The sequence below is a fragment of the Streptomyces sp. NBC_00820 genome (assembly GCF_036347055.1).
Lineage (GTDB): Bacteria > Actinomycetota > Actinomycetes > Streptomycetales > Streptomycetaceae > Streptomyces.
On record NZ_CP108882.1, the window covers coordinates 4,557,807 to 4,576,972 of the forward strand.

Sequence of the window (19,166 nt, forward strand, 5' to 3'; positions counted from 1 at the left end):
TGCCGGGGAGACCCGGCCCGATGAAAGGCGGCCGGTCATGGTCACTCACGTAGGCGCGGAGGACCGGGGCGACGAGCGTGGTGCGCTGCTGTCGTTCCTGGAGGCGGAGCGCGGCGGCATCCGCAGGGCGCTGCTGGGGCTGACGGAGGAGCAGGCCCGCTCCCGCCCCAGCGCGAGCGAGCTGTCCCTGGGCGGCCTGCTCAAGCATGTCGCCGAGGTGGAACAGAGCTGGCTGGCCCGGGCCAGGCAGGAGCCGCCGGCGGTCCACCGCGACCGGTCGAGCTGGCACGAGAGCTTCGAGCTGACCGGTGACGAGACGGTCGCCACGCAGCTCGCGTACTGGGCGGAGGTCGCCGCCGAGACGGAGAAGTACATCCGTTCCGCGCCCAGCCTGGACGACACCTTCCCGCTGCCGGACCAGCCCTGGTTCCCGCCGGAGGGCCGCGTCTCCCTGCGCTGGCTGTGCCTGCACCTGATCCGCGAGACCGCCCGGCACGCCGGTCACGCCGACATCGTCCGGGAGTCCCTGGACGGGAAGACCGCCTTCGAACTGGTGGCCCTGGAACAGGCCGGCAGTTAGCGGCGCGACCGTCGGCCGGGGCACCCTGCCGGCCAGGGCCTTTCTTCCGGATCAGGCCGGCTCCGGTCTGCGGTGCCTTCTGGCGACCCCGCGACCCCGGCAAGATCCGGAAGAGAGGCCCTAGTGATGGAAGCCGGTCGCGGCGCCCTTGTCCCGGGTGTGCGGATGGGTCTGCTCGCGCAGCTCCGGCAGCAGGCGGGCCAGTTCGTCGACGAAGAGGTCGGCCAGGTCGTGCGAGAAGCCGTTGCGGCAGACCACGCGCAGCACCGACAGGTCCTCCCGGTCCGCCGGGAAGGTGTACGCCGGCACCAGCCAGCCCGTCTCCCGCATCCGCCGGGAGACGTCGAAGACGTCGTACGACGTGACGTGGTCGGCGGTGGTGAAGGCGAACACGGGCAGCTGGTCGCCCCGGGTGAGCAGCCGGAAGTCGCCGAGCTCCTCGACCCGCGCGGCGAGTGACGTCGCCACGTTCCGGGTCGACTGCTGCACCGCCCGGTAGCCCTCGCGGCCCAGCCGCAGGAACGTGTAGTACTGGGCGGCCACCTGGGCGCCGGGCCGGGAGAAGTTCAGGGCGAAGGTCGGCATGTCGCCGCCCAGGTAGTTGACCCGGAAGACCAGTTCCTCGGGGAGCGCCTCCTTGTCCCGCCACAGCGCCCAGCCGACGCCCGGGTAGACCAGGCCGTACTTGTGCCCCGAGGTGTTGATCGACGCGACCCTCGGGAGCCGGAAGTCCCAGACCAGGTCAGCGTCCAGGAAGGGGGCCACCATCGCCCCGGAGGCGCCGTCGACGTGCACCGGGATGTCGAGGCCGGTGCGCTCTTGGAGGGCGTCCAGGGCCGCGCACAGGTCGGCGATGGGCTCGTAGGAGCCGTCGAAGGTGGAGCCGAGGACGCCGACGACGCCGATGGTGTTCTCGTCGCACAGCTCGACGGCCGTCTGCGGGTCGAGGTGGAACCGGTCGCCCTCCATGGGCACCAGCCGGGCCTCCACCTCCCAGAAGTTGCAGAACTTCTCCCAGCAGACCTGGACGTTGATGCCCATGACCAGGTTCGGGCGCGCTCCGGGATAGCGGTCGGCGTTGCGCCGGGACCAGCGGCGCTTCAGCGCCATGCCGGCGAGCATGCACGCCTCGCTGGACCCGGTCGTGGAGCAGCCGACGGCGGCCGACGGGTCGGGGGCGTTCCACAGGTCGGCGAGCATCGCCACACAGCGCCGCTCCAGTTCGGCGGTGCGCGGGTACTCGTCCTTGTCGATCATGTTCTTGTCCGCGCACTCCGACATCAGCACCCCGGCCTGCGGCTCCATCCAGGTGGTGACGAAGGTGGCCAGGTTCAGCCGGGCGTTGCCGTCCAGCATCAGCTCGTCGTGCACCAGCTGGTACGCCGTGTTCGGCGCCAGCGGGGTGTCGGGCAGCCGGTGCGTGGGCGGGGCCTCGGTCATCCCGGCGACCGGGTTCGCCTCCCCGAAGAAGGGGTTGACCGACATCTGCCGCTCTTCGTGTTTCTCCGGGCCTTTGTGCAGGGCCATCGACGTTCCTCCAGAGGGGGATTCGGCTGGGGGGGGGATCAGCGGACCGGGGTTCCGTCCGCGCGCAGTTGCATCTGCGGCCGCCCGGTCACCAGCAGCCAGGCCGGCAACGAGGCGACGCACAACAGGGCGAGGACGCCCGGCGAGGAGACCAGGACGGCGGCGGTGAACAGGCTCACCCAGCCCTGCCGGGTGACCGCCAGGAGCATGCCCAGGACGCCCGAGGCGACGCCCACGCCGGGCTGCACGCCCGGGACCAGCGCGTGCGCGCACAGCCCCAGCGCGGCGCCGATGAAGACGGCGGGGAAGATACGGCCGCCCCGGAAGCCGCACGAGGCGGCGACCAGCAGCGCGGCCAGCTTCACCACCGCCATCACGGCGAACTGGCCCGCCGACCAGCCGTCGGGGTCGCGCGCCAGCTCCCCGACCTCGGCCAGCCCCTTGAACAGCGTCAGATGGCCGCCCACGGCCGCCAGCGCCCCCAGGACGGCCCCGCCCGCCGGCAGCATCAGCATCGGGTGCCGCAGGCGCCGGAAGGCCGCGTGGACGTACGGGAAGGCGTAGACGGCGCACATGCCGAGCAGCGCGGCCGCCGGCGCGATCACGAGGGCCGCCAGCAGGTCGCCGCCCCTGGGGCGGCCGAAGGGCGGCAGCCCCAGGTCGAACGTCGGATGCGAGACCAGGGTGGTCGTCAGCGCACCGCACGCGGCGGCGGTCAGCGGGGCGAAGAGGTTGTCCCACAGCAGCCCCTTCAGCGGCCGTCCGGCCAGCGCCTCGGAGACGATCAGCGCCGCTGCCACCGGGGTGCCGAACAGCGCCCCGATCGTGGCCGCCTCGGCGAGCGCCGGCCACACGCTGCCGGGTGTCCGGGGCCGCAGCCGCCCGCCCAGCCAGGCCGCGAGACCGATGTTCACGGCGATGATCGGGTTCTCCGGGCCCAGGCTCGGCCCGCCGGCCAGCATCAGAGCGGTCGCCAGCACCAGTCCCGGCAGGACGACGGGCGGCAGGACCGGCGCGTCGAGTCCCATGGTGGCCGGGTCGGGACCGGCGTGCCCCGGGACCTTCCAGACCACCAGCCCGACGGCGACGCCGGTCGCGACCAGCATCACGAACATCCAGAGCACGGAGTACCGGCCGATTCCCAGCGCGTCCGGCAGGGGGCCCCACAGCACGTGCTGGAGCCTCTCCGCCGCCGCGCTCACCCCGATGAAGATCAGACTGGCCGCCACCCCGACGACGACAGCGGGCAGGATCAGCGGCAGCAGGGCCCGTGCGGGGGCCGTCGGAGCGGTCGGGATCGGCTGCCGCGCGGTGTCCTGGGCCACTGGCTCACCATAAGCGGACAAAAGGCGTGCAACATCCCGAACGGAATCCGGCTTGCACCTCACGTGGCGTGAGGCCTCAGTGTGAAGGCCGTTCCGACGACAGGGACGACGAAGACGACCAGGAGGGGAAAGTTGAGCTACTCCGTGGGACAGGTCGCGGGGTTCGCCGGCATCACGGTGCGTGCCCTGCACCACTACGACGAGATCGGCCTGCTCGCGCCGGGTGAGCGCACCCACGCGGGCCACCGGCGCTACACCGACGCCGATCTCGACCGGCTCCAGCGGATCCTGTTCTACCGGGAGCTCGGCTTTCCGCTCGACGAGGTCGCGGTCCTGCTCGACGACCCGGAGGCGGACCCGCGCGCGCACCTGCGCCGCCGGCACGAAGTGCTGACCGCCCGGATCGAGAAGCTGCAGGAGATGGCCGCGGCCGTGGAGCTCGCCATGGAGGCACGCAAGATGGGCATCGATCTGACCCCCGAGGAACGCTTCGAGGTCTTCGGGGACAAGGACCCCGGGCAGTACGCCGAGGAGGCGGAGCAGCGCTGGGGCGGTACCGAGTCGTACGCGGAGTCGCAGCGCCGCGCCGCCCGCTACACCAAGGAGGACTGGAAGCGTCTCCAGGCCGAGGTGGACGCCTGGACCGAGCGCTACGTCGCCCTGATGGCCGGGGGTGAGCCGGCGGTGGGCGAGGCGGCGATGGACATGGCCGAGGAGCACCGGCTGCACATCAGCAGGTGGTTCTACGCGTGCCCGCACGCCATGCACCGCTGCCTGGGTGACATGTACGTATCCGACGAGCGCTTCAAGGCGTTCTACGACTCCATGCGGCCCGGGCTCGCCGAGCACCTGCGCGAGGCGATCACCGCGAACGCCGACCGGCACGCCGCGTCCTGAGGGCGCATCCTGGAGTCACTGTGGGACATCGTGGGCCGCCGGTGGGCCGCCGGTGGAACCCGGGGCGGTCACCTCACGTTGATAGCTTTGTGCGGCAGCCCGTCGACATCCGCCCGCCGTAGCCGCCCTCATCCCCTCAGGAGCCCGGACCCGTGATGACACTCGCCCTCGGACCGAGCTGGCTGGATCCCAACTATCTACTCGGAACATACGGGATATGGGGTCTGCTGCTCGTCGTCTTCGCCGAGTCCGGCCTGCTCATCGGCTTCTTCCTGCCGGGTGACTCGCTGCTGTTCACGTGCGGTCTGCTGATCACCTCGGGCCAGCTCGACTTCCCCCTGTGGGGCGCGGTCGCGCTGATCTGCCTGGCCGCCGTCCTCGGCGACCAGGCGGGCTACATGTTCGGCAAGAAGGTCGGGCCGTCCCTCTTCAACCGCCCGGACTCGCGCCTGTTCAAGCAGGAGAACGTCACCAAGGCGCACGAGTTCTTCGAGAAGTACGGCCCCAAGTCCCTGATCCTGGCCCGCTTCGTGCCCGTCGTGCGCACGTTCACGCCGATCATCGCGGGCGTCAGCGGCATGAAGTACCGCTCGTTCCTGATCTTCAACGTGATCGGCGGCTGCCTGTGGGGCGCCGGCGTCACCCTGCTCGGGTCCTGGCTCGGCAACATCGCCTTCGTCAACAAGAACATCGAGGCGATCCTGATCCTGATCGTCCTCGTGTCGGTGGTCCCGATCGCGATCGAGTTCCTCAGGGCCCGCGGCAAGGAGAAGAAGGCCGCCCAGCAGCGGCAGGAGGCGGACCCGCAGCCGCCTCAGCAGCCCCTCCACCGGCAGGCCCCGTCCATGGACGACGCCACGACCCGCCTGCGCCGCGTCGAGCCGGAGCACCAGCAGTACGAGCAGCCGTACCAGCAGCAGCCGCAGTCGTACCAGCAGCCGCAGCAGCCGCAGACGCAGTCGTACCAGCAGCAGTCGTACCAGCCGCAGCAGTACGCGCAGCCGCAGCAGCCGTTCCAGCAGCAGCCGCAGCAGGACCAGCAGCACTGGAACCAGGGCCAGGGCTACGACGACCAGTACTACGGCGGGCAGCAGCAATCCCAGCAGCAGCACCCGCAGCACCCGCAGCAGCAGCACGCGCAGCAGCAGTACGAGCAGAACCAGTACGACCAGCAGCAGTACGACCAGAACCAGAACCAGTACCCCTACGACTACCGCGCCAACTGACGCCCCAAGGGGCGGCGCGGGGAACCGCGTGAACAGCCACGCCGCCCCGCGCCCGCCGGAACCCTCGCGCCGCTAGAACCCCCGCGTCCGCTTGGCGGCCTTCCGCTTGCTGGCGGAGCCGACCCGCAGGAACAGCCGGGAGATCTCCGATCCCAGGTTGACCCCGATGGCGATCGCCATGGCCAGGGAGACCGCCTTGGCCAGCGACACCAGCCCGCGGTCCACCTGGCTCTGGGCCATCGCCAGCAGTCCGAAGTACGTGGCGGAACCGGGCAGCAGCGGCCCGATCGCGGCCGTCGTGTACGGCAGGGCCGAGGCGAACTGGTACCGCGACAGCAGCTGCCCGAACAGGCCCACCAGCCCGGCCGCCACGGCCGTGGAGGCCACCGGCGAGATGCCGCCGACGTAGTGCATCGCGCCGTACACCGACCACGCGACACCTCCGTTGAGGGTCACCCACAGCACGGTGGACCGTTCCTGCTGGAGCAGGACGGCGAAGGTCAGCGACACCAGCATGGCGGCCGCGATCTGGATCAGAGGCCGCTCGGAGATGCTCAGCGCGGTGTCCGGATTCGCCTTGCCGCCGATCTTCACGCCGAAGTACAGGACGATCAGCACGCCGATGACGATGCCGACGAAGAAGTACATGACCTCCAGCAGCCGGGCCGCCGCGGTGATGTAGAACCCCGTCAGCCCGTCCTGCACGCCCGCCACCAGCGCCCGTCCGGGCAGCAGCGCGAACAGCCCACCGGTGATCACGGCGGCCGCCTTCACGTCGACGTGCGCCAGCGTGAGCGCCACACCGATCGCGGCGGGCGGCATCGCGGCGATCGTGAACTGGTAGAACTCCGGGAACCCTCGCCCGGCGCACAGCCAGGCCAGCCGGTCGCCGAGCATCGCGCCCACCGCCGCCGCGATGAACACGACCAGGTCACCGCCGACGAGGACGGACGCCGCGCCCGCCAGCAGCCCGGTCGCCGTGGTCAGGGCCCAGCCGGGGTACGGGTGCCGGTTGCGGCGTATCTCGGCGAGGCGGCCGTAGGCCTCCTCCAGCGAGACGTGCGTCTCCGGGTCGGTCAGGTCGTCCACCAGCTGGAAGACGGCCGCCAGCCGCGTGTAGTCGGTGCCCCGCCGCCGTACCGTCCGGGACGCCGTCACCGGGTCCTCCACCAGGGACGGCTGGTAGGAGATCGACAGCAGCGTGAAGGTGACGGTCGGCTCGCAGCGGTCCAGGCCGTAGGAGCGGCACACCGCGAACATCGCGGCCTCCACGTCCTCCGCGCCCTCGCCGCCCGCCAGCAGCAGCTCCCCGATACGCAGCGTCAGGTCGAGCACGCGCGGCACCGGGATGCCGCCCTCCTCCGGGCGCTGCACGAGCTCCAGCGCCGGCCGCTCGGCCACCGGCATGCGCAGCATCGTGCGCATCCGGTCCTGCCAGGGCGCGTCCTTGATCAGGCTGACCGTCGGCATGCCCGTTGCAGGGGTGAACGCCACCAGGGCGTCCTTGACGCTGTACGTGCGTGGCCGGCTGAACGCCGAGCCCTCCGGTTCACCGGACGGCGGCTGAGGCGTCTCCAGCCCTACCGGCACCGCGAACTCGGAGGTCGTCTCCGACGTCTCGCTCCCGCTCCTGGAGACCGCCAGGCCCTCCGGGATGGCGAACTCGGACGTGATCTCCGGGTCGTACGTGACCCGCGCCTCGTCCGACCTGGGCTTGCGATCCTCCGCGTCCGTCACCTATCACCGCTCCCTGAATGACGCATTCCGAATTCCCTCGGCAGTCCTCAGTATGCGCACCAGCACACAAACGGGCCGCGCCACCCCCAGGCAGGGATGGCGCGGCCCGCGTGAAAAACTGACGGCGGATCAGTGACCGCCCTGCTCCTTGAAGCGCTTGTACGACCGCTCGATCTCCACCTCGGCGTCCGTGCGGCCCACCCAGTCGGCGCCCTCGACCGACTTGCCCGGCTCCAGGTCCTTGTAGACCTCGAAGAAGTGCTGGATCTCCAGGCGGTCGAACTCGGACACGTGGTGGATGTCGCGCAGGTGCTCCACACGCGGGTCCGTGGCCGGAACGCAGAGCAGCTTGTCGTCGCCGCCCGCCTCGTCCGTCATACGGAACATGCCGATCGCGCGGCACTTGATCAGGCAGCCCGGGAAGGTCGGCTCGTCCAGGATGACGAGCGCGTCCAGCGGGTCGCCGTCTTCGCCGAGAGTGTTCTCGACGAAGCCGTAGTCGGTCGGGTATGCGGTCGAGGTGAAGAGGCGACGGTCCAAGCGGATCCGACCGGTCTCGTGGTCCACCTCGTACTTGTTCCGCGAACCCTTCGGGATCTCGATCGTGACGTCGAACTCCACCGGTGGCTCCTCCATGATCAGCACATAGTTCTGGTGGTTAAGTGTCCCTCACGCAGGTGGGTGATCGCGAAAGGGGCTGGTGGTAGTGCCAGAGCTGAGGCCGTGGCGAGTCGCGGGACCGCATGTGAAGCGGATCGCGAACGCCGTACGACCGCGTCTGGCGAGCGCCGCGACGGCCGCCGGACCGCGGGTCGCGCGGCTGGTGCGGGCGGTGCGCCTCCCCCGTCCGCGGACCGCCAGGACCTGGCAGTACACGGCGGGCGCCGCCACCGCCGGGCTGGCGCTGGCCGCCGGGGTGGTGACCGTCGCCGGTCCCTGGGACGCCGACGGCCAGCGTACGGCCGAGCGGGACCGGGCGGCCGCCCTGGAGCGGCCGGGTGGCGCAGATCACGGCGGCTCCGGCACGATCGCCGGGGCGTCCAGGCCCGCCCCGAGCGCCGCGCCCGTCCTGACCGGCCTGGGCGGCGCCGCGGGCACGGTGACCACCAGGAAGGCCCCGCCCGCCGGAAAGGCCCTCGAAGACGTCCTGGAGCCCCTCCTGAGCGCCCCCGCGCTCGCCCACGGCCACTCGGCGGCCGTCGTCGACATCGGCACCGGCAAGCTCCTCTACGGCGCCGACGGCGGCGAGGCCCTCACACCCGCCTCCACCACCAAGATCGCCACCGCCGTGGCCGCCCTGTCCGCCCTCGGCCCCGACCACCGCCTCACCACCCGCACCGCACTCGAACCGGACACCGGCGAACTGGTCCTCGTCGGCGGCGGCGACCCCACCCTCACCGCGCACCCGGAGTCCGGAGGCTGGGCGAGCCTGCGCGTCCTGGCCACCGCCACGGCCACCGCGCTCAAGAAGCGCGGCATCCACAAGATCACGCTCTCGTACGACACCACGCTCTACTCGGGTCCCGCCGTGCACCCCATCGGCGTCAACGAGAACCTCGCCCCCGTCAGCCCGCTCACCGCCGACGAGGGCCGTACCGACGGCTCCGACCACGGCCCGATCGCGCGGGTGGCCGACCCGGCGGCGACCACGGCCCGCACGTTCGCCGGCCTCCTCAAGGCCGCCGGCGTCACGACCACGTCCCCCGGCCCCTCCAAGGCCACCAGCCGCGCCCGGACCCTCGCCGCCGTCTCCTCGCCCCCGCTGTCCGCCCTGGTCGAACGCATGCTCACCAACAGCGACAACGACATCGCCGAGGCCCTCGCCCGCCAGACCGCCCTCGCGAGCGGCCGGCCGGCGAGCTTCGACGGGGGCGCCAAGGCCGTCGCCGCACAGCTCGGGAAGCTCGGCCTGCCCATGACCGGCGCCTCCTTCCACGACGGCAGCGGCCTCAACCACGACGACAGGCTGACCGCGAACCTGCTCACCGCTCTCCTCGTCAAGGCGGCCGACCCCGCCCGGCCCGGCCTGCGCCCCGTCCTCACCGGCCTCCCCGTCGCCGGCTTCACCGGCACCCTGGCCGCGCGCTACGCGGACGGCGCGGCAGGCGTCGTACGGGCGAAGACCGGCACCCTGACGGGCGTCAACACGCTGGCCGGCACCGTCGTCGACCGGGACGGCCGACTCGTCGCCTTCGCCTTCCTCGCCTCCGGCACCACCGACGCCCCAGCGGCCCAGGCCGCCCTGGACAGGACGGCGACGGCACTGGCGGGCTGCGGCTGCGGATGACGGCGGCCGCGCGGGGGAGCGGGCCGTAACCCCGGTCTCTCGCCCCCAGCTTCCCGGGCCCCCGGGCCCCCGCCCTCCCGACTTCCGTCGGTGCGGCGCCACTTCCCTCGGCGCGGCGCCTCCTGCCCCTCACCGGCACCCCGCGTCACACCTGTCCCCGGCAACCCCGTACCGCCTCCGTCCCCCTGCGGCAAACCCGGGCCCCGCACGGCCTCATGGCCTGCCCCCGGCGGGGACGAGCACGTACGGTTGACACATGACGAGCTTCGGTGGCACCGCATCTCCCGGGATGGTCGACTGGAACCTCGCGGTGGCGACCGCGACACGGCTCGTACGACCGGGCCCCGAGGTCAGCCGTGACGAGGCCCGGGCCGTCGTCGCGGAACTGCGCCGGCACGCCAAGGCCTCGGAGGAACACGTCCGGGGATTCACCCGTATGGGCGCAGGGGAGACGCACGACACCCCCGTCCTCATCGTCGACCGCCCCGGCTGGGTCCGCGCCAACGTCGCCGGATTCCGCGAGATCCTCAAACCCCTCCTGGAGAAGATGCGGGAACGCCGCGGCGACAGCCCCGGCAGCGCCGTCCTCGGCGCCGTCGGCGGCAAGGTCACCGGCGTCGAACTGGGCATGCTGCTGTCGTTCCTGTCCTCCCGGGTCCTCGGCCAGTACGAGACCTTCGCCCCCGCCTCCGACGGCCTCCAGGCCGGCGGCTCCGCCGACGCGCCGCGCGGCGGGCGCCTGCTGCTCGTCGCGCCCAACATCGTCCACGTGGAGCGCGAACTCGACGTCCAGCCCCACGACTTCCGCATGTGGGTGTGCCTGCACGAGGAGACCCACCGCACCCAGTTCACCGCGGTCCCCTGGCTCCGCGACCACCTGGAGGGCGAAATCCAGTCGTTCCTGGCGGAGACCGACGTCGACCCGATGACCTTCCTGGAACGCGCCAGGGAAGCGGCCCAGTCCCTCGCGGGCGGCCGCCCCGAGGGCGAGGAGGACGACGGCGGGCGTTCCTTCGTGGAGCTCGTGCAGACCCCCGCCCAGCGCGAGATCCTCGGCCGCCTCACCGCGGTCATGTCCCTGCTGGAGGGCCACGCCGACTACGTCATGGACGGCGTCGGCCCCGAGGTCGTGCCGACCGTCGCCGAGATCCGCGAGAAGTTCCAGCAGCGCCGCGCCAAGGGCGCCTCCCGCCTGGACCTCGCCCTGCGCAAGCTGCTCGGCCTGGACGCCAAACTCAAGCAGTACCGTGACGGTGAACGCTTCGTGCGCGCCGTCGTCGACCAGGTCGGCATGGACGGCTTCAACCGCGTGTGGACCTCGCCCAACACCCTGCCCACCAAGGCGGAGATCGCCAAACCGGCGGACTGGGTCGCGCGGGTGCACCGCAAGGCCGAGTCGTGAACGGCGGAGCGAAGTCGTGAAACGAATCCGGCCGACGGCAGGCGAACGCCCCTCCAATCACCCGTCCGAGGGACCGTGTGCCATGGGTAGGCGTGCAATGCTCGGGGAACGGCCCGCTTCTGTCACCATCTACACACTCTGAGTGACCGATCCCGGGCTCACCCCCCGAAAACTTCATGAAGGGAACCGGACATGGGTCCCCATCCTGCGGTCGCGGCGATACGCCTGGCGGTCCGCCGCGCCCTCCACGACATCATCACGCACCCCAGTCGCAGCCCCGAGACAGCCGCGACGGCCGTCGCGGCGTCCCACGGGACGATCCACGCGCAGAGCCGGAACACGCTCCCGCCGTCCCCGCTCGTGCTCGTCGCCTGCTCCGGCGGCGCCGACTCCATGGCGCTCGCCTCGGCCCTCGCCTTCGAGGCCCCCAAACTAGGCGTCCGCGCCGGCGGCATCACCGTCGACCACGGCCTCCAGCCCGGCTCCGACCTCCGCGCCGACGAGGTCGTCCTCAGGCTGCGCGGCCTCGGCCTCGACCCGGTCGAGTCCATCGCCGTCACCGTCGGCCGCGACGGCGGCCCCGAGGCGGCGGCCCGCGACGCGCGCTACGCCGCCCTCGACGACGCCGCCGAACGCCACGGCGCCACCGCGATCCTGCTCGGGCACACCCGCGACGACCAGGCGGAGACCGTCCTGCTCGGCCTCGCCCGCGGCTCCGGCATCCGCTCCCTGTCCGGCATGGCCGCGGTCTCGGGGGCCGACGGCCGTTACCGGCGCCCGTTCCTGCAGCTGGACCGGCAGACCGCCCGCAAGGCCTGCATGGCCCAGTCCCTGCCCGTCTGGGACGACCCGCACAACACCGATCCGGCCTACACCCGCTCCCGGCTGCGCCACGAGGGCCTGCCCGCCCTCGAGAAGGCCCTCGGCAAAGGCGTCGTGGAGGCCCTCGCCCGTACCGCCCAGCTCTCCCGCGACGACGCCGACGCCCTCGACTCCTGGGCCAGTCAGGCCGAGGCCTCCGTACGCGACGCCACGGGCCTGCTGGAGTGCGCCAAGCTCTACGCCCTGCCGCCCGCCGTCCGCCGCCGCATCCTGCGCCGCGCCGCCATCGACGCGGGCGCGCCGGCCGGTTCTCTCTTCGCCCGGCACATCGAGGAAGTCGACCGGTTGATCACCGGCTGGCGGGGCCAGGGGGCCATCAATCTCCCGGGCAAGGTCGTCGCCCAGCGACAGGGTGGCAGACTGGTGATTCGGCAAGGCTGAATCCCGACCCTCCCGGAGGGACTCCTCCGGCGGTGTGGGCAGTTCAGCGGGTGGCCGTAAGTGCGGGACGACCGAAAGTGATGCGGGTGGACGCGAAAGACATGGGTGCCGACCTGAAGTCGGTGCTCATCACCAAGGAAGAGATCGACGCGAAGCTGGCCGAGCTGGCCGCGAAGATCGACGCGGAATACGCGGGCAAGGACCTGCTCATCGTGGGTGTCCTCAAGGGCGCCGTGATGGTCATGGCGGACCTCGCCCGGGCGCTGTCCACCCCCGTCACCATGGACTGGATGGCGGTGTCCTCCTACGGCGCCGGCACCCAGTCCTCCGGCGTGGTGCGGATCCTCAAGGACCTCGACACCGACATCAAGGGCAGGCACGTCCTGATCGTCGAGGACATCATCGACTCCGGCCTGACCCTGTCCTGGCTGATCAACAACCTCGGCTCGCGCGAGCCCGCCTCGCTGAAGGTGTGCACGCTGCTGCGCAAGCCGGACGCCGCCAAGGTCGCCATCGACGTGGAGTGGGTCGGCTTCGACATCCCGAACGAGTTCGTCGTCGGCTACGGCCTCGACTACGCCGAGAAGTACCGCAACCTGCCGTTCGTCGGTACGCTCGCGCCCCACGTCTACGGCGGCTGAACCAGCGCTCGACCAGCGGCTCGACCAGCGGCTGAGCCATTGGGGCGAGCCTTCGTGGAACCGTCGGGAACCCCAGCGGGTCTCGCGCCGTTGGAGCAAGCAGAGACGGGAACGCCGGCCGTCCGGGCCGCTCCGTGCGGCTCCGGACAACAATGCTGGGGTACCGTCGGAAGAACTGTCTTATCAAACTCACTGTGGCAGGAGGGACGGAGCGACACCGCTCCGTATGGATGGACGTGAAGCGATACTTCCGTGGGCCGGTCATGTGGATCGTGCTGGCCGTCCTTGCCGTGGTCGTGTTGATGCAGGTCGTCGGCTCGGGCGGCGGCTACAAGACGGTGGACACCGGCCAGGTTCTGGCAGCGATCAGTGACAACAAGGTCGAGTCGGCCAAACTCACCACCGGTGACGAGCAGACCATCAAGGCCACGCTGAAGGACGGCGTGAAGGTCGAGGGCAGCTCGAAGATCCAGGCGAGCTACATCGGCGACCAGGGCGTCGGCATCGCCCAGACGCTGCAGACCAAGTACCAGGACAAGCAGATCAAGGGCGGCTACACAGTCTCGCCGTCCAAGCAGAACCCGTTCCTCGGCGTCCTGCTCTCCCTGCTGCCCTTCGTTCTGATCGTGGTCGTCTTCCTGTTCCTGATGAATCAGATGCAGGGCGGCGGCTCCCGGGTCATGAACTTCGGGAAGTCCAAGGCCAAGCTCATCACCAAGGACACGCCGAAGACCACCTTCGCCGACGTCGCCGGCTGCGACGAGGCCGTCGAGGAACTCCACGAGATCAAGGAGTTCCTCCAGGAGCCGGCCAAGTTCCAGGCCGTCGGCGCCAAGATCCCCAAGGGCGTGCTGCTGTACGGCCGCCCGGGTACCGGCAAGACCCTCCTCGCGCGCGCCGTCGCCGGCGAGGCCGGGGTGCCCTTCTACTCGATCTCCGGTTCCGACTTCGTCGAGATGTTCGTCGGTGTCGGTGCCTCCCGGGTCCGTGACCTGTTCGAGCAGGCCAAGGCGAACGCTCCGGCGATCGTCTTCGTCGACGAGATCGACGCGGTCGGCCGCCACCGCGGCGCCGGCCTCGGCGGTGGTCACGACGAGCGCGAGCAGACCCTGAACCAGCTGCTCGTCGAGATGGACGGCTTCGACGTGAAGGGCGGCGTCATCCTGATCGCCGCCACGAACCGGCCCGACATCCTCGACCCGGCCCTCCTGCGCCCCGGCCGCTTCGACCGGCAGATCGCCGTCGACCCGCCGGACCTGCAGGGCCGTCTGGAGATCCTCAAGGTCCACCAGAAGGGCAAGCCGGTCGCGCCCGACGTCGACCTGGCCGCCGTCGCCCGCCGTACCCCGGGCATGACCGGTGCCGACCTCGCCAACGTGCTGAACGAGGCCGCGCTGCTCACCGCTCGCAGCGACCAGAAGCTGGTCGACAACAAGGCGCTGGACGAGGCGATCGACCGTGTGGTCGCGGGCCCGCAGAAGCGGACCCGGATCATGTCGGACCGCGAGAAGAAGATCACCGCGTACCACGAGGGCGGTCACGCCCTGGTCGCGGCGGCCTCGCCGAACTCCGACCCCGTCCACAAGATCACCATCCTGTCCCGCGGCCGTGCCCTGGGCTACACGATGGTGCTGCCGGACGAGGACAAGTACTCGACCACGCGCAACGAGATGCTCGACCAGCTCGCCTACATGCTGGGCGGCCGGGCGGCCGAGGAACTGGTCTTCCACGACCCGACCACCGGCGCGGCCAACGACATCGAGAAGGCCACCAACGTGGCCCGGGCGATGGTGACCCAGTACGGCATGACCGAGCGGCTCGGCGCCATCAAGTTCGGCGGCGACAACAGCGAGCCCTTCCTCGGCCGCGAGATGGCTCACCAGCGCGACTACTCGGAAGAGGTCGCCGCTCTGGTGGACGAGGAGGTCAAGAAGCTCATCGAGACGGCGCACAACGAGGCCTGGGAGATCCTGGTCGAGAACCGCGACGTGCTCGACAACCTCGTCCTGGCCCTCCTGGAGAAGGAGACCCTGGGCAAGGAGGAGATCGCCGAGATCTTCACGACGATCCACAAGCGCCCGCCGCGGCCCGCGTGGACCGGCTCCTCCCGCCGTACCCCCTCCACCCGTCCGCCGGTGCTCTCTCCCAAGGAGCTGGCACTGACCAACGGCGCGAACGGCACGGCGGCCGCGATCAACACGATCAAGTCCGCGGCGACGGAGTCCGCCCCGATCACGGAGCAGACCCCCGAGGACCGTTCCGAGAGCTGACACCTTTCGGCCAACAGGGCTGGAATGAATGCCGCGCCCCCCAGGTTCTAGCCTGGGGGGCGCGGCAGTTCCATGTCCGCACCCGAATGGCGCGGCCGCCGCCACATGAAGGCACAGGAGCGAGGAACCACATGACCGACCCGGTGACGCTGGACGGCGAGGGAACCATCGGCGAGTTCGACGAGAAGCGCGCCGAGAACGCCGTACGCGAGCTCCTGATCGCTGTCGGGGAGGACCCGGACCGCGAGGGGCTCAGGGAGACGCCGGCGCGGGTGGCGCGGGCCTACAAGGAGATCTTCTCGGGGCTGTGGCAGACGCCCGAGGACGTCCTGACGACGACGTTCGACCTGGGTCACGACGAGATGGTCCTCGTGAAGGACATCGAGGTCTACAGCACCTGTGAGCACCACCTCGTGCCGTTCAGGGGTGTCGCGCACGTGGGCTACATCCCGTCCGTCTCCGGCAAGATCACCGGCCTGTCCAAGCTCGCTCGCCTGGTGGACGTCTTCGCGCGCCGCCCGCAGGTGCAGGAACGTCTCACCACGCAGATCGCGGACTCCCTGATGGAGATACTCGAACCGCGGGGCGTGATCGTGGTCGTCGAGTGCGAGCACATGTGCATGTCGATGCGAGGCATCCGTAAGCCGGGCGCCAAGACGATCACCTCGGCGGTGCGGGGTCAGCTGCGGGACGCGGCGACGCGGAACGAGGCGATGAGCCTCATCATGGCCCGCTGAACCACCCCTTCGGGGCCGGCGGTCAGGCCGCCGGCTCCGCGCCCGGGGGGTTGTTCTCGTCGTCCTCCGGGAGGCGGCAGACGCGTTCCAGGAACAGGGCGGCCGCTATGACGGCGATTCCGGCGACGGCCGAGAGGCCGGCGTAGATGGCCTGGTCGCGGCGGGCGGGGATGTCGAGGATCTCCAGGAGGAAGACGCCGACGCCGCCGTAGATGCCGGAGACGAGGGCGGCGACCAGGGCGCTGGCGTGGCCGAAGACGACCGCGCGGGCGGCCATGAGCGGGTCGACGCCCTTAGCGCCGGGACGGCGCTCGCGCTGGGCCTTGAAGCGGGCGCGCAGGGAGAGGGCCGTGGCGAGCAGGACCACGGCGATCAGGGCGAGGACGATGGGGGCGGCGAGCGGGACGCTGGGGAGCGTCCCGACGGAGTTCCAGAGGCGGGCGCCCGCCCAGGACAGGACTCCGGCCACGACGAACACGCCGGCCAGCACCCTGATGCGCAGCTGTTTCACGGTGTCCCTTCAGCTCCCCCGGACCGGTCCCGGAGTGTGGTCGTCCTGACCTTAACGACTACTCGGGCAGTCGGAGTTCCAGGTCCGCGCGAGCGGTGACGCCGTCGCGGGTCACGGCCGCCAGCAGATCGGCCACGGCGCCCCGTCCGGGCAACTGGGCTTCGGGGTCCACGTCGTACCAGGGGGCGAGCACGAAGGCGCGTTCGTGGGCGCGCGGGTGGGGGAGCGTCAGCTGCGGGTCGTCGGAGGTGACACCGGCGTAGGCGACGATGTCGACGTCCAGCGTGCGCGGGCCCCAGCGCTCGTCGCGGACCCGGTGGAAGGCCTCCTCGACCGCGTGCGCCCGCTCCAGCAGGGAGGACGGGGGCAGCGTCGTCTTCAGCAGCACGACCGCGTTGAAGTACGACGGCTGGCTGCCGGGATCGACGCCCCACGGCTCGGTCTCGTAGACCGGGGAGACGGCCTTGACGCGTACACCCGGGGTGTCCTCGAAGGCGTCGACGGCCCCCTGGAGGGTCTCCAGGCGGTTGCCGAGGTTCGAGCCGAGGGAGAGCACGGCCCACTGGGGGTTGTGCAGGGTGGTGTCGGCGTCGTCGACCTTCTGGACGACGGAGGCCGGCACCGGCTGCACGGTCGGGTCGGCCTGGCCCGGGTCGAACGGCCGGGTCATACCCGCCTCCGCGTGATGGTGACGGTCACGTCGTCGAAGGGGACGGTGATCGGCGCGTCCGGCTTGTGGACGCAGACCTCGACCTCCTCGACCTCCTCGTGTTTCAGGCAGGTCTGGGCGATCCGGTCGGCGAGCGTCTCGATGAGGTTCACCGGCTCGCCCCCGACCACGGCGACGACCTCTTCGGCCACGATGCCGTAGTGCACCGTCCGCGCCAGGTCGTCGTCGGCCGCGGCCGGCCGGGTGTCCAGGCCCAGGACGAGGTCGACGATGAAGGTCTGGCCCTCCTCGCGTTCCTTGGGGAACACACCGTGGTGCCCGCGGGCCTTCAGGCCGCGCAGCGCGACACGATCCACGCGAATCACTCCTGCAATCGTCGGGAACGGCCGGTCGGTGCCGCACATGTGCGGCACACCGGCCTCAGACGAATCTACCTGCGGGCACCGACACAGCCGGGCCACGGGGGCGTGGTCCGGTGCCGGGCCGGGTGACCGCACCGTCTGTTCCGCCTGGTGAATCCGGGCGCGCCATGCGCTGGTAGCCGTACCTACCCGGGGTTCGTGATTCCAACCACTTCTCACGCTCCCCGGTCCGCGCGACCCCCGGCGGGTGCGGAGGACGTCTCTAGTCGGGGTCCGTGCCGTCCACGCCGGGCCGCCCGGCCGTGCCGTCCCCGTCGGTCTCGACGGTCCCGTCCGTCTCGGCGATGACGGGGGAGGCGTGGTGGGACCAGAGCTTCCAGCCGGAGGGGGTGCGCCGGAACACGTTCGTGGCGACGACGACCTGTCCGACCAGGGGGCCGAGTTCCGCGCCCTCCGCAGGGGCGGGGCCGCCGCTGAGGATGTTCTCGGTGCAGGTCACGATGGCCGTGTCGCCGGTGACGGAGACATGGACGTCGGTGAGGAAGAACTGGATGTAGTCGGTGTTCGCCATGATCAGGGCGTACGACCTGAGGACCTCGCCGCGGCCGGTGAGTACCGGCCAGCCGGGGTGGACGCAGGAGATCACACCGGTGTCCGCCGGGTCGTGGTACTCCTCGTCGACGCCCAGGTCGGAGGGCGTGAGCCAGAGTGCGGCCAGTTCCTCGAAGTCGCCGCGTTCCATCGCCTCGTAGAAGGCGGTGTTCGCGGCCTCAACCTGCTCGACGTCGGTGTGGGGGGCGCTCACCGGGCTCCTTCCGCGCCGGTTCCCGCCGTACGCGCCTCTTCCACGGCCTGCGCGACCCGTACCGCGTCCGCCGTGGCCCGTACCTCGTGCACGCGTACGGCCCAGGCGCCGGCGTGTGCCGCGAGCGCGGAGACGGCGGCCGTGGCGGCGTCGCGCTCGCGGGCCGGCGGGGGCGCGCCCTCGGGGCCGGCCAGGACGTGGCCGAGGAACCGCTTGCGGGAGGCGGCGACGAGCACGGGGTGGCCGAGGGCGCGCAGGCGGTCGAGGTGGGCGAGCAGGGTGAGGTCGTGCCCGGCCTCCTTGGAGAAGCCGAGGCCGGGGTCGATCACGATGCGGTCGGCGGCGATGCCGCCCGCCAGAACGGCCTCCACGCGCGCGTGCAGTTCGTCGACGACTTCGGCGACGACGTCCTCGTAGACGCCCCTGACGTTGCCTCCTTCGAGGAAGCCGCGCCAGTGCATGACGACGAAGGGGGCGCCCGCGGCGGCGACCACGGGGATCATCGCGGGGTCGGCGAGGCCGCCGCTGACGTCGTTGACGAGGGCGGCACCGGCCGCGAGGGACTGCTCGGCGACGGAGGCGCGCATGGTGTCGACGGAGACGACCACGCCCTCGGCGGCGAGGCCGCGGACGACCGGGACGACCCGCCGCAGCTCCTCGGCCTCGTCGACGCGGGCGGCGCCCGGGCGGGTGGACTCGCCGCCGACGTCGACCAGGTCCGCGCCCTCGGCGACCAGGTCCAGGCCGTGCTTGACGGCGGCGGTCGTGTCGAACCAGCGGCCGCCGTCGGAGAAGGAATCGGGGGTCACGTTGACGACGCCCATGACCGCGCACCGGTCCCATGCCGGAAGTCCGGCCACCCGGCCGCGCCCGCTGAGGTTGTTCATACGTTCAGCGTAGGCCCCGGACGAAAGCCCCGAACGCGC

Annotated in this window: 18 protein-coding genes; 9 read left to right on the top strand and 9 right to left on the bottom strand. The window is 71.3% G+C overall.

The window, feature by feature from the left end; genetic code table 11:
* Positions 1-37: 37 nt before the first annotated feature.
* A complete protein-coding gene (locus tag OIB37_RS20595; protein WP_330459075.1) occupies positions 38-580 on the top strand; it encodes a DinB family protein in 543 nt (180 codons plus the stop codon).
* 120 nt (positions 581-700) lie between these two features.
* On the opposite strand, the gene OIB37_RS20600 is transcribed toward OIB37_RS20595, so the two are convergent.
* Both OIB37_RS20600 and OIB37_RS20605 read right to left on the bottom strand, forming a co-directional pair.
* Positions 701-2,107, bottom strand: coding sequence for a glutamate decarboxylase (locus tag OIB37_RS20600; protein WP_330459076.1), 1,407 nt, complete (start codon positions 2,105-2,107; stop codon positions 701-703).
* A 38-nt stretch (positions 2,108-2,145) separates the two neighbouring features.
* On the bottom strand, positions 2,146-3,432 hold the full coding sequence (locus OIB37_RS20605) for an ion channel protein (protein ID WP_330459077.1): 1,287 nt from the start codon (positions 3,430-3,432) through the stop codon (positions 2,146-2,148).
* A gap of 132 nt (positions 3,433-3,564) precedes the next feature.
* Here OIB37_RS20605 and OIB37_RS20610 point away from each other — a divergent pair, with 132 nt between their 5' ends.
* Together OIB37_RS20610 and OIB37_RS20615 are read left to right on the top strand one after the other, a co-directional pair.
* Positions 3,565-4,329 carry a MerR family transcriptional regulator gene (locus OIB37_RS20610; RefSeq protein WP_330459078.1) on the top strand — a complete coding sequence of 255 codons (765 nt, stop codon included), beginning with the start codon at positions 3,565-3,567 and terminating at the stop codon, positions 4,327-4,329.
* A gap of 155 nt (positions 4,330-4,484) precedes the next feature.
* On the top strand, positions 4,485-5,555 hold the full coding sequence (locus OIB37_RS20615) for a DedA family protein (RefSeq protein WP_443058180.1): 1,071 nt from the start codon (positions 4,485-4,487) through the stop codon (positions 5,553-5,555).
* A gap of 72 nt (positions 5,556-5,627) precedes the next feature.
* Here OIB37_RS20615 and OIB37_RS20620 read toward each other — a convergent pair whose 3' ends face one another.
* Positions 5,628-7,292 carry a threonine/serine ThrE exporter family protein gene (locus tag OIB37_RS20620; protein WP_330459080.1) on the bottom strand — a complete coding sequence of 555 codons (1,665 nt, stop codon included), beginning with the start codon at positions 7,290-7,292 and terminating at the stop codon, positions 5,628-5,630.
* Between the two features lie 129 nt (positions 7,293-7,421).
* Positions 7,422-7,913 (bottom strand): inorganic diphosphatase, encoded by a 492-nt coding sequence (locus tag OIB37_RS20625; RefSeq protein WP_184594751.1) that lies wholly within the window; start codon positions 7,911-7,913, stop codon positions 7,422-7,424.
* Between the two features lie 124 nt (positions 7,914-8,037).
* Here OIB37_RS20625 and dacB point away from each other — a divergent pair, with 124 nt between their 5' ends.
* The 6 genes from dacB (at position 8,038) to folE (ending at position 15,892) form a co-directional block, all read left to right on the top strand.
* Entirely contained in the window at positions 8,038-9,579 is a 1,542-nt protein-coding gene (gene dacB / locus OIB37_RS20630) for a D-alanyl-D-alanine carboxypeptidase/D-alanyl-D-alanine endopeptidase (protein ID WP_330459081.1), read from the top strand.
* A 256-nt stretch (positions 9,580-9,835) separates the two neighbouring features.
* Positions 9,836-10,981 (top strand): zinc-dependent metalloprotease, encoded by a 1,146-nt coding sequence (locus OIB37_RS20635; protein WP_330459082.1) that lies wholly within the window; start codon positions 9,836-9,838, stop codon positions 10,979-10,981.
* Between the two features lie 192 nt (positions 10,982-11,173).
* The gene (gene tilS / locus OIB37_RS20640; RefSeq protein WP_330459083.1) at positions 11,174-12,244 is read left to right on the top strand and encodes a tRNA lysidine(34) synthetase TilS; all 1,071 of its coding nucleotides are present in this window, start codon (positions 11,174-11,176) and stop codon (positions 12,242-12,244) included.
* Positions 12,245-12,324: 80 nt separating this feature from the next.
* Complete coding sequence (gene hpt, locus OIB37_RS20645; protein WP_330459084.1) at positions 12,325-12,885, top strand: hypoxanthine phosphoribosyltransferase; 561 nt, start codon at positions 12,325-12,327, stop codon at positions 12,883-12,885.
* A gap of 230 nt (positions 12,886-13,115) precedes the next feature.
* Positions 13,116-15,155 (top strand): ATP-dependent zinc metalloprotease FtsH, encoded by a 2,040-nt coding sequence (gene ftsH / locus OIB37_RS20650; RefSeq protein ID WP_330459085.1) that lies wholly within the window; start codon positions 13,116-13,118, stop codon positions 15,153-15,155.
* Positions 15,156-15,286: 131 nt separating this feature from the next.
* Positions 15,287-15,892, top strand: a complete 606-nt coding sequence (gene folE / locus OIB37_RS20655; RefSeq protein WP_330459086.1) for a GTP cyclohydrolase I FolE — start codon at positions 15,287-15,289, stop codon at positions 15,890-15,892.
* Between the two features lie 22 nt (positions 15,893-15,914).
* Here folE and OIB37_RS20660 read toward each other — a convergent pair whose 3' ends face one another.
* The 5 genes from OIB37_RS20660 to folP all read right to left on the bottom strand — a co-directional run bounded on the left by OIB37_RS20660 (position 15,915) and on the right by folP (position 19,127).
* Positions 15,915-16,403: a DUF3180 domain-containing protein gene (locus OIB37_RS20660; RefSeq protein WP_330459087.1), complete on the bottom strand. Its 489-nt coding sequence runs from the start codon at positions 16,401-16,403 to the stop codon at positions 15,915-15,917.
* A 58-nt stretch (positions 16,404-16,461) separates the two neighbouring features.
* Positions 16,462-17,073 (bottom strand): 2-amino-4-hydroxy-6-hydroxymethyldihydropteridine diphosphokinase, encoded by a 612-nt coding sequence (folK, locus tag OIB37_RS20665; RefSeq protein WP_330459088.1) that lies wholly within the window; start codon positions 17,071-17,073, stop codon positions 16,462-16,464.
* Positions 17,070-17,429, bottom strand: a complete 360-nt coding sequence (gene folB, locus OIB37_RS20670) for a dihydroneopterin aldolase (protein ID WP_330459089.1) — start codon at positions 17,427-17,429, stop codon at positions 17,070-17,072. Before folB ends, folK begins: the two co-directional genes overlap by 4 nt.
* 268 nt (positions 17,430-17,697) lie before the next feature.
* Positions 17,698-18,240, bottom strand: a complete 543-nt coding sequence (locus OIB37_RS20675) for a nuclear transport factor 2 family protein (RefSeq protein ID WP_330459090.1) — start codon at positions 18,238-18,240, stop codon at positions 17,698-17,700.
* Positions 18,237-19,127, bottom strand: coding sequence for a dihydropteroate synthase (folP, locus tag OIB37_RS20680; RefSeq protein WP_330459091.1), 891 nt, complete (start codon positions 19,125-19,127; stop codon positions 18,237-18,239). Before folP ends, OIB37_RS20675 begins: the two co-directional genes overlap by 4 nt.
* Positions 19,128-19,166: the final 39 nt, after the last annotated feature.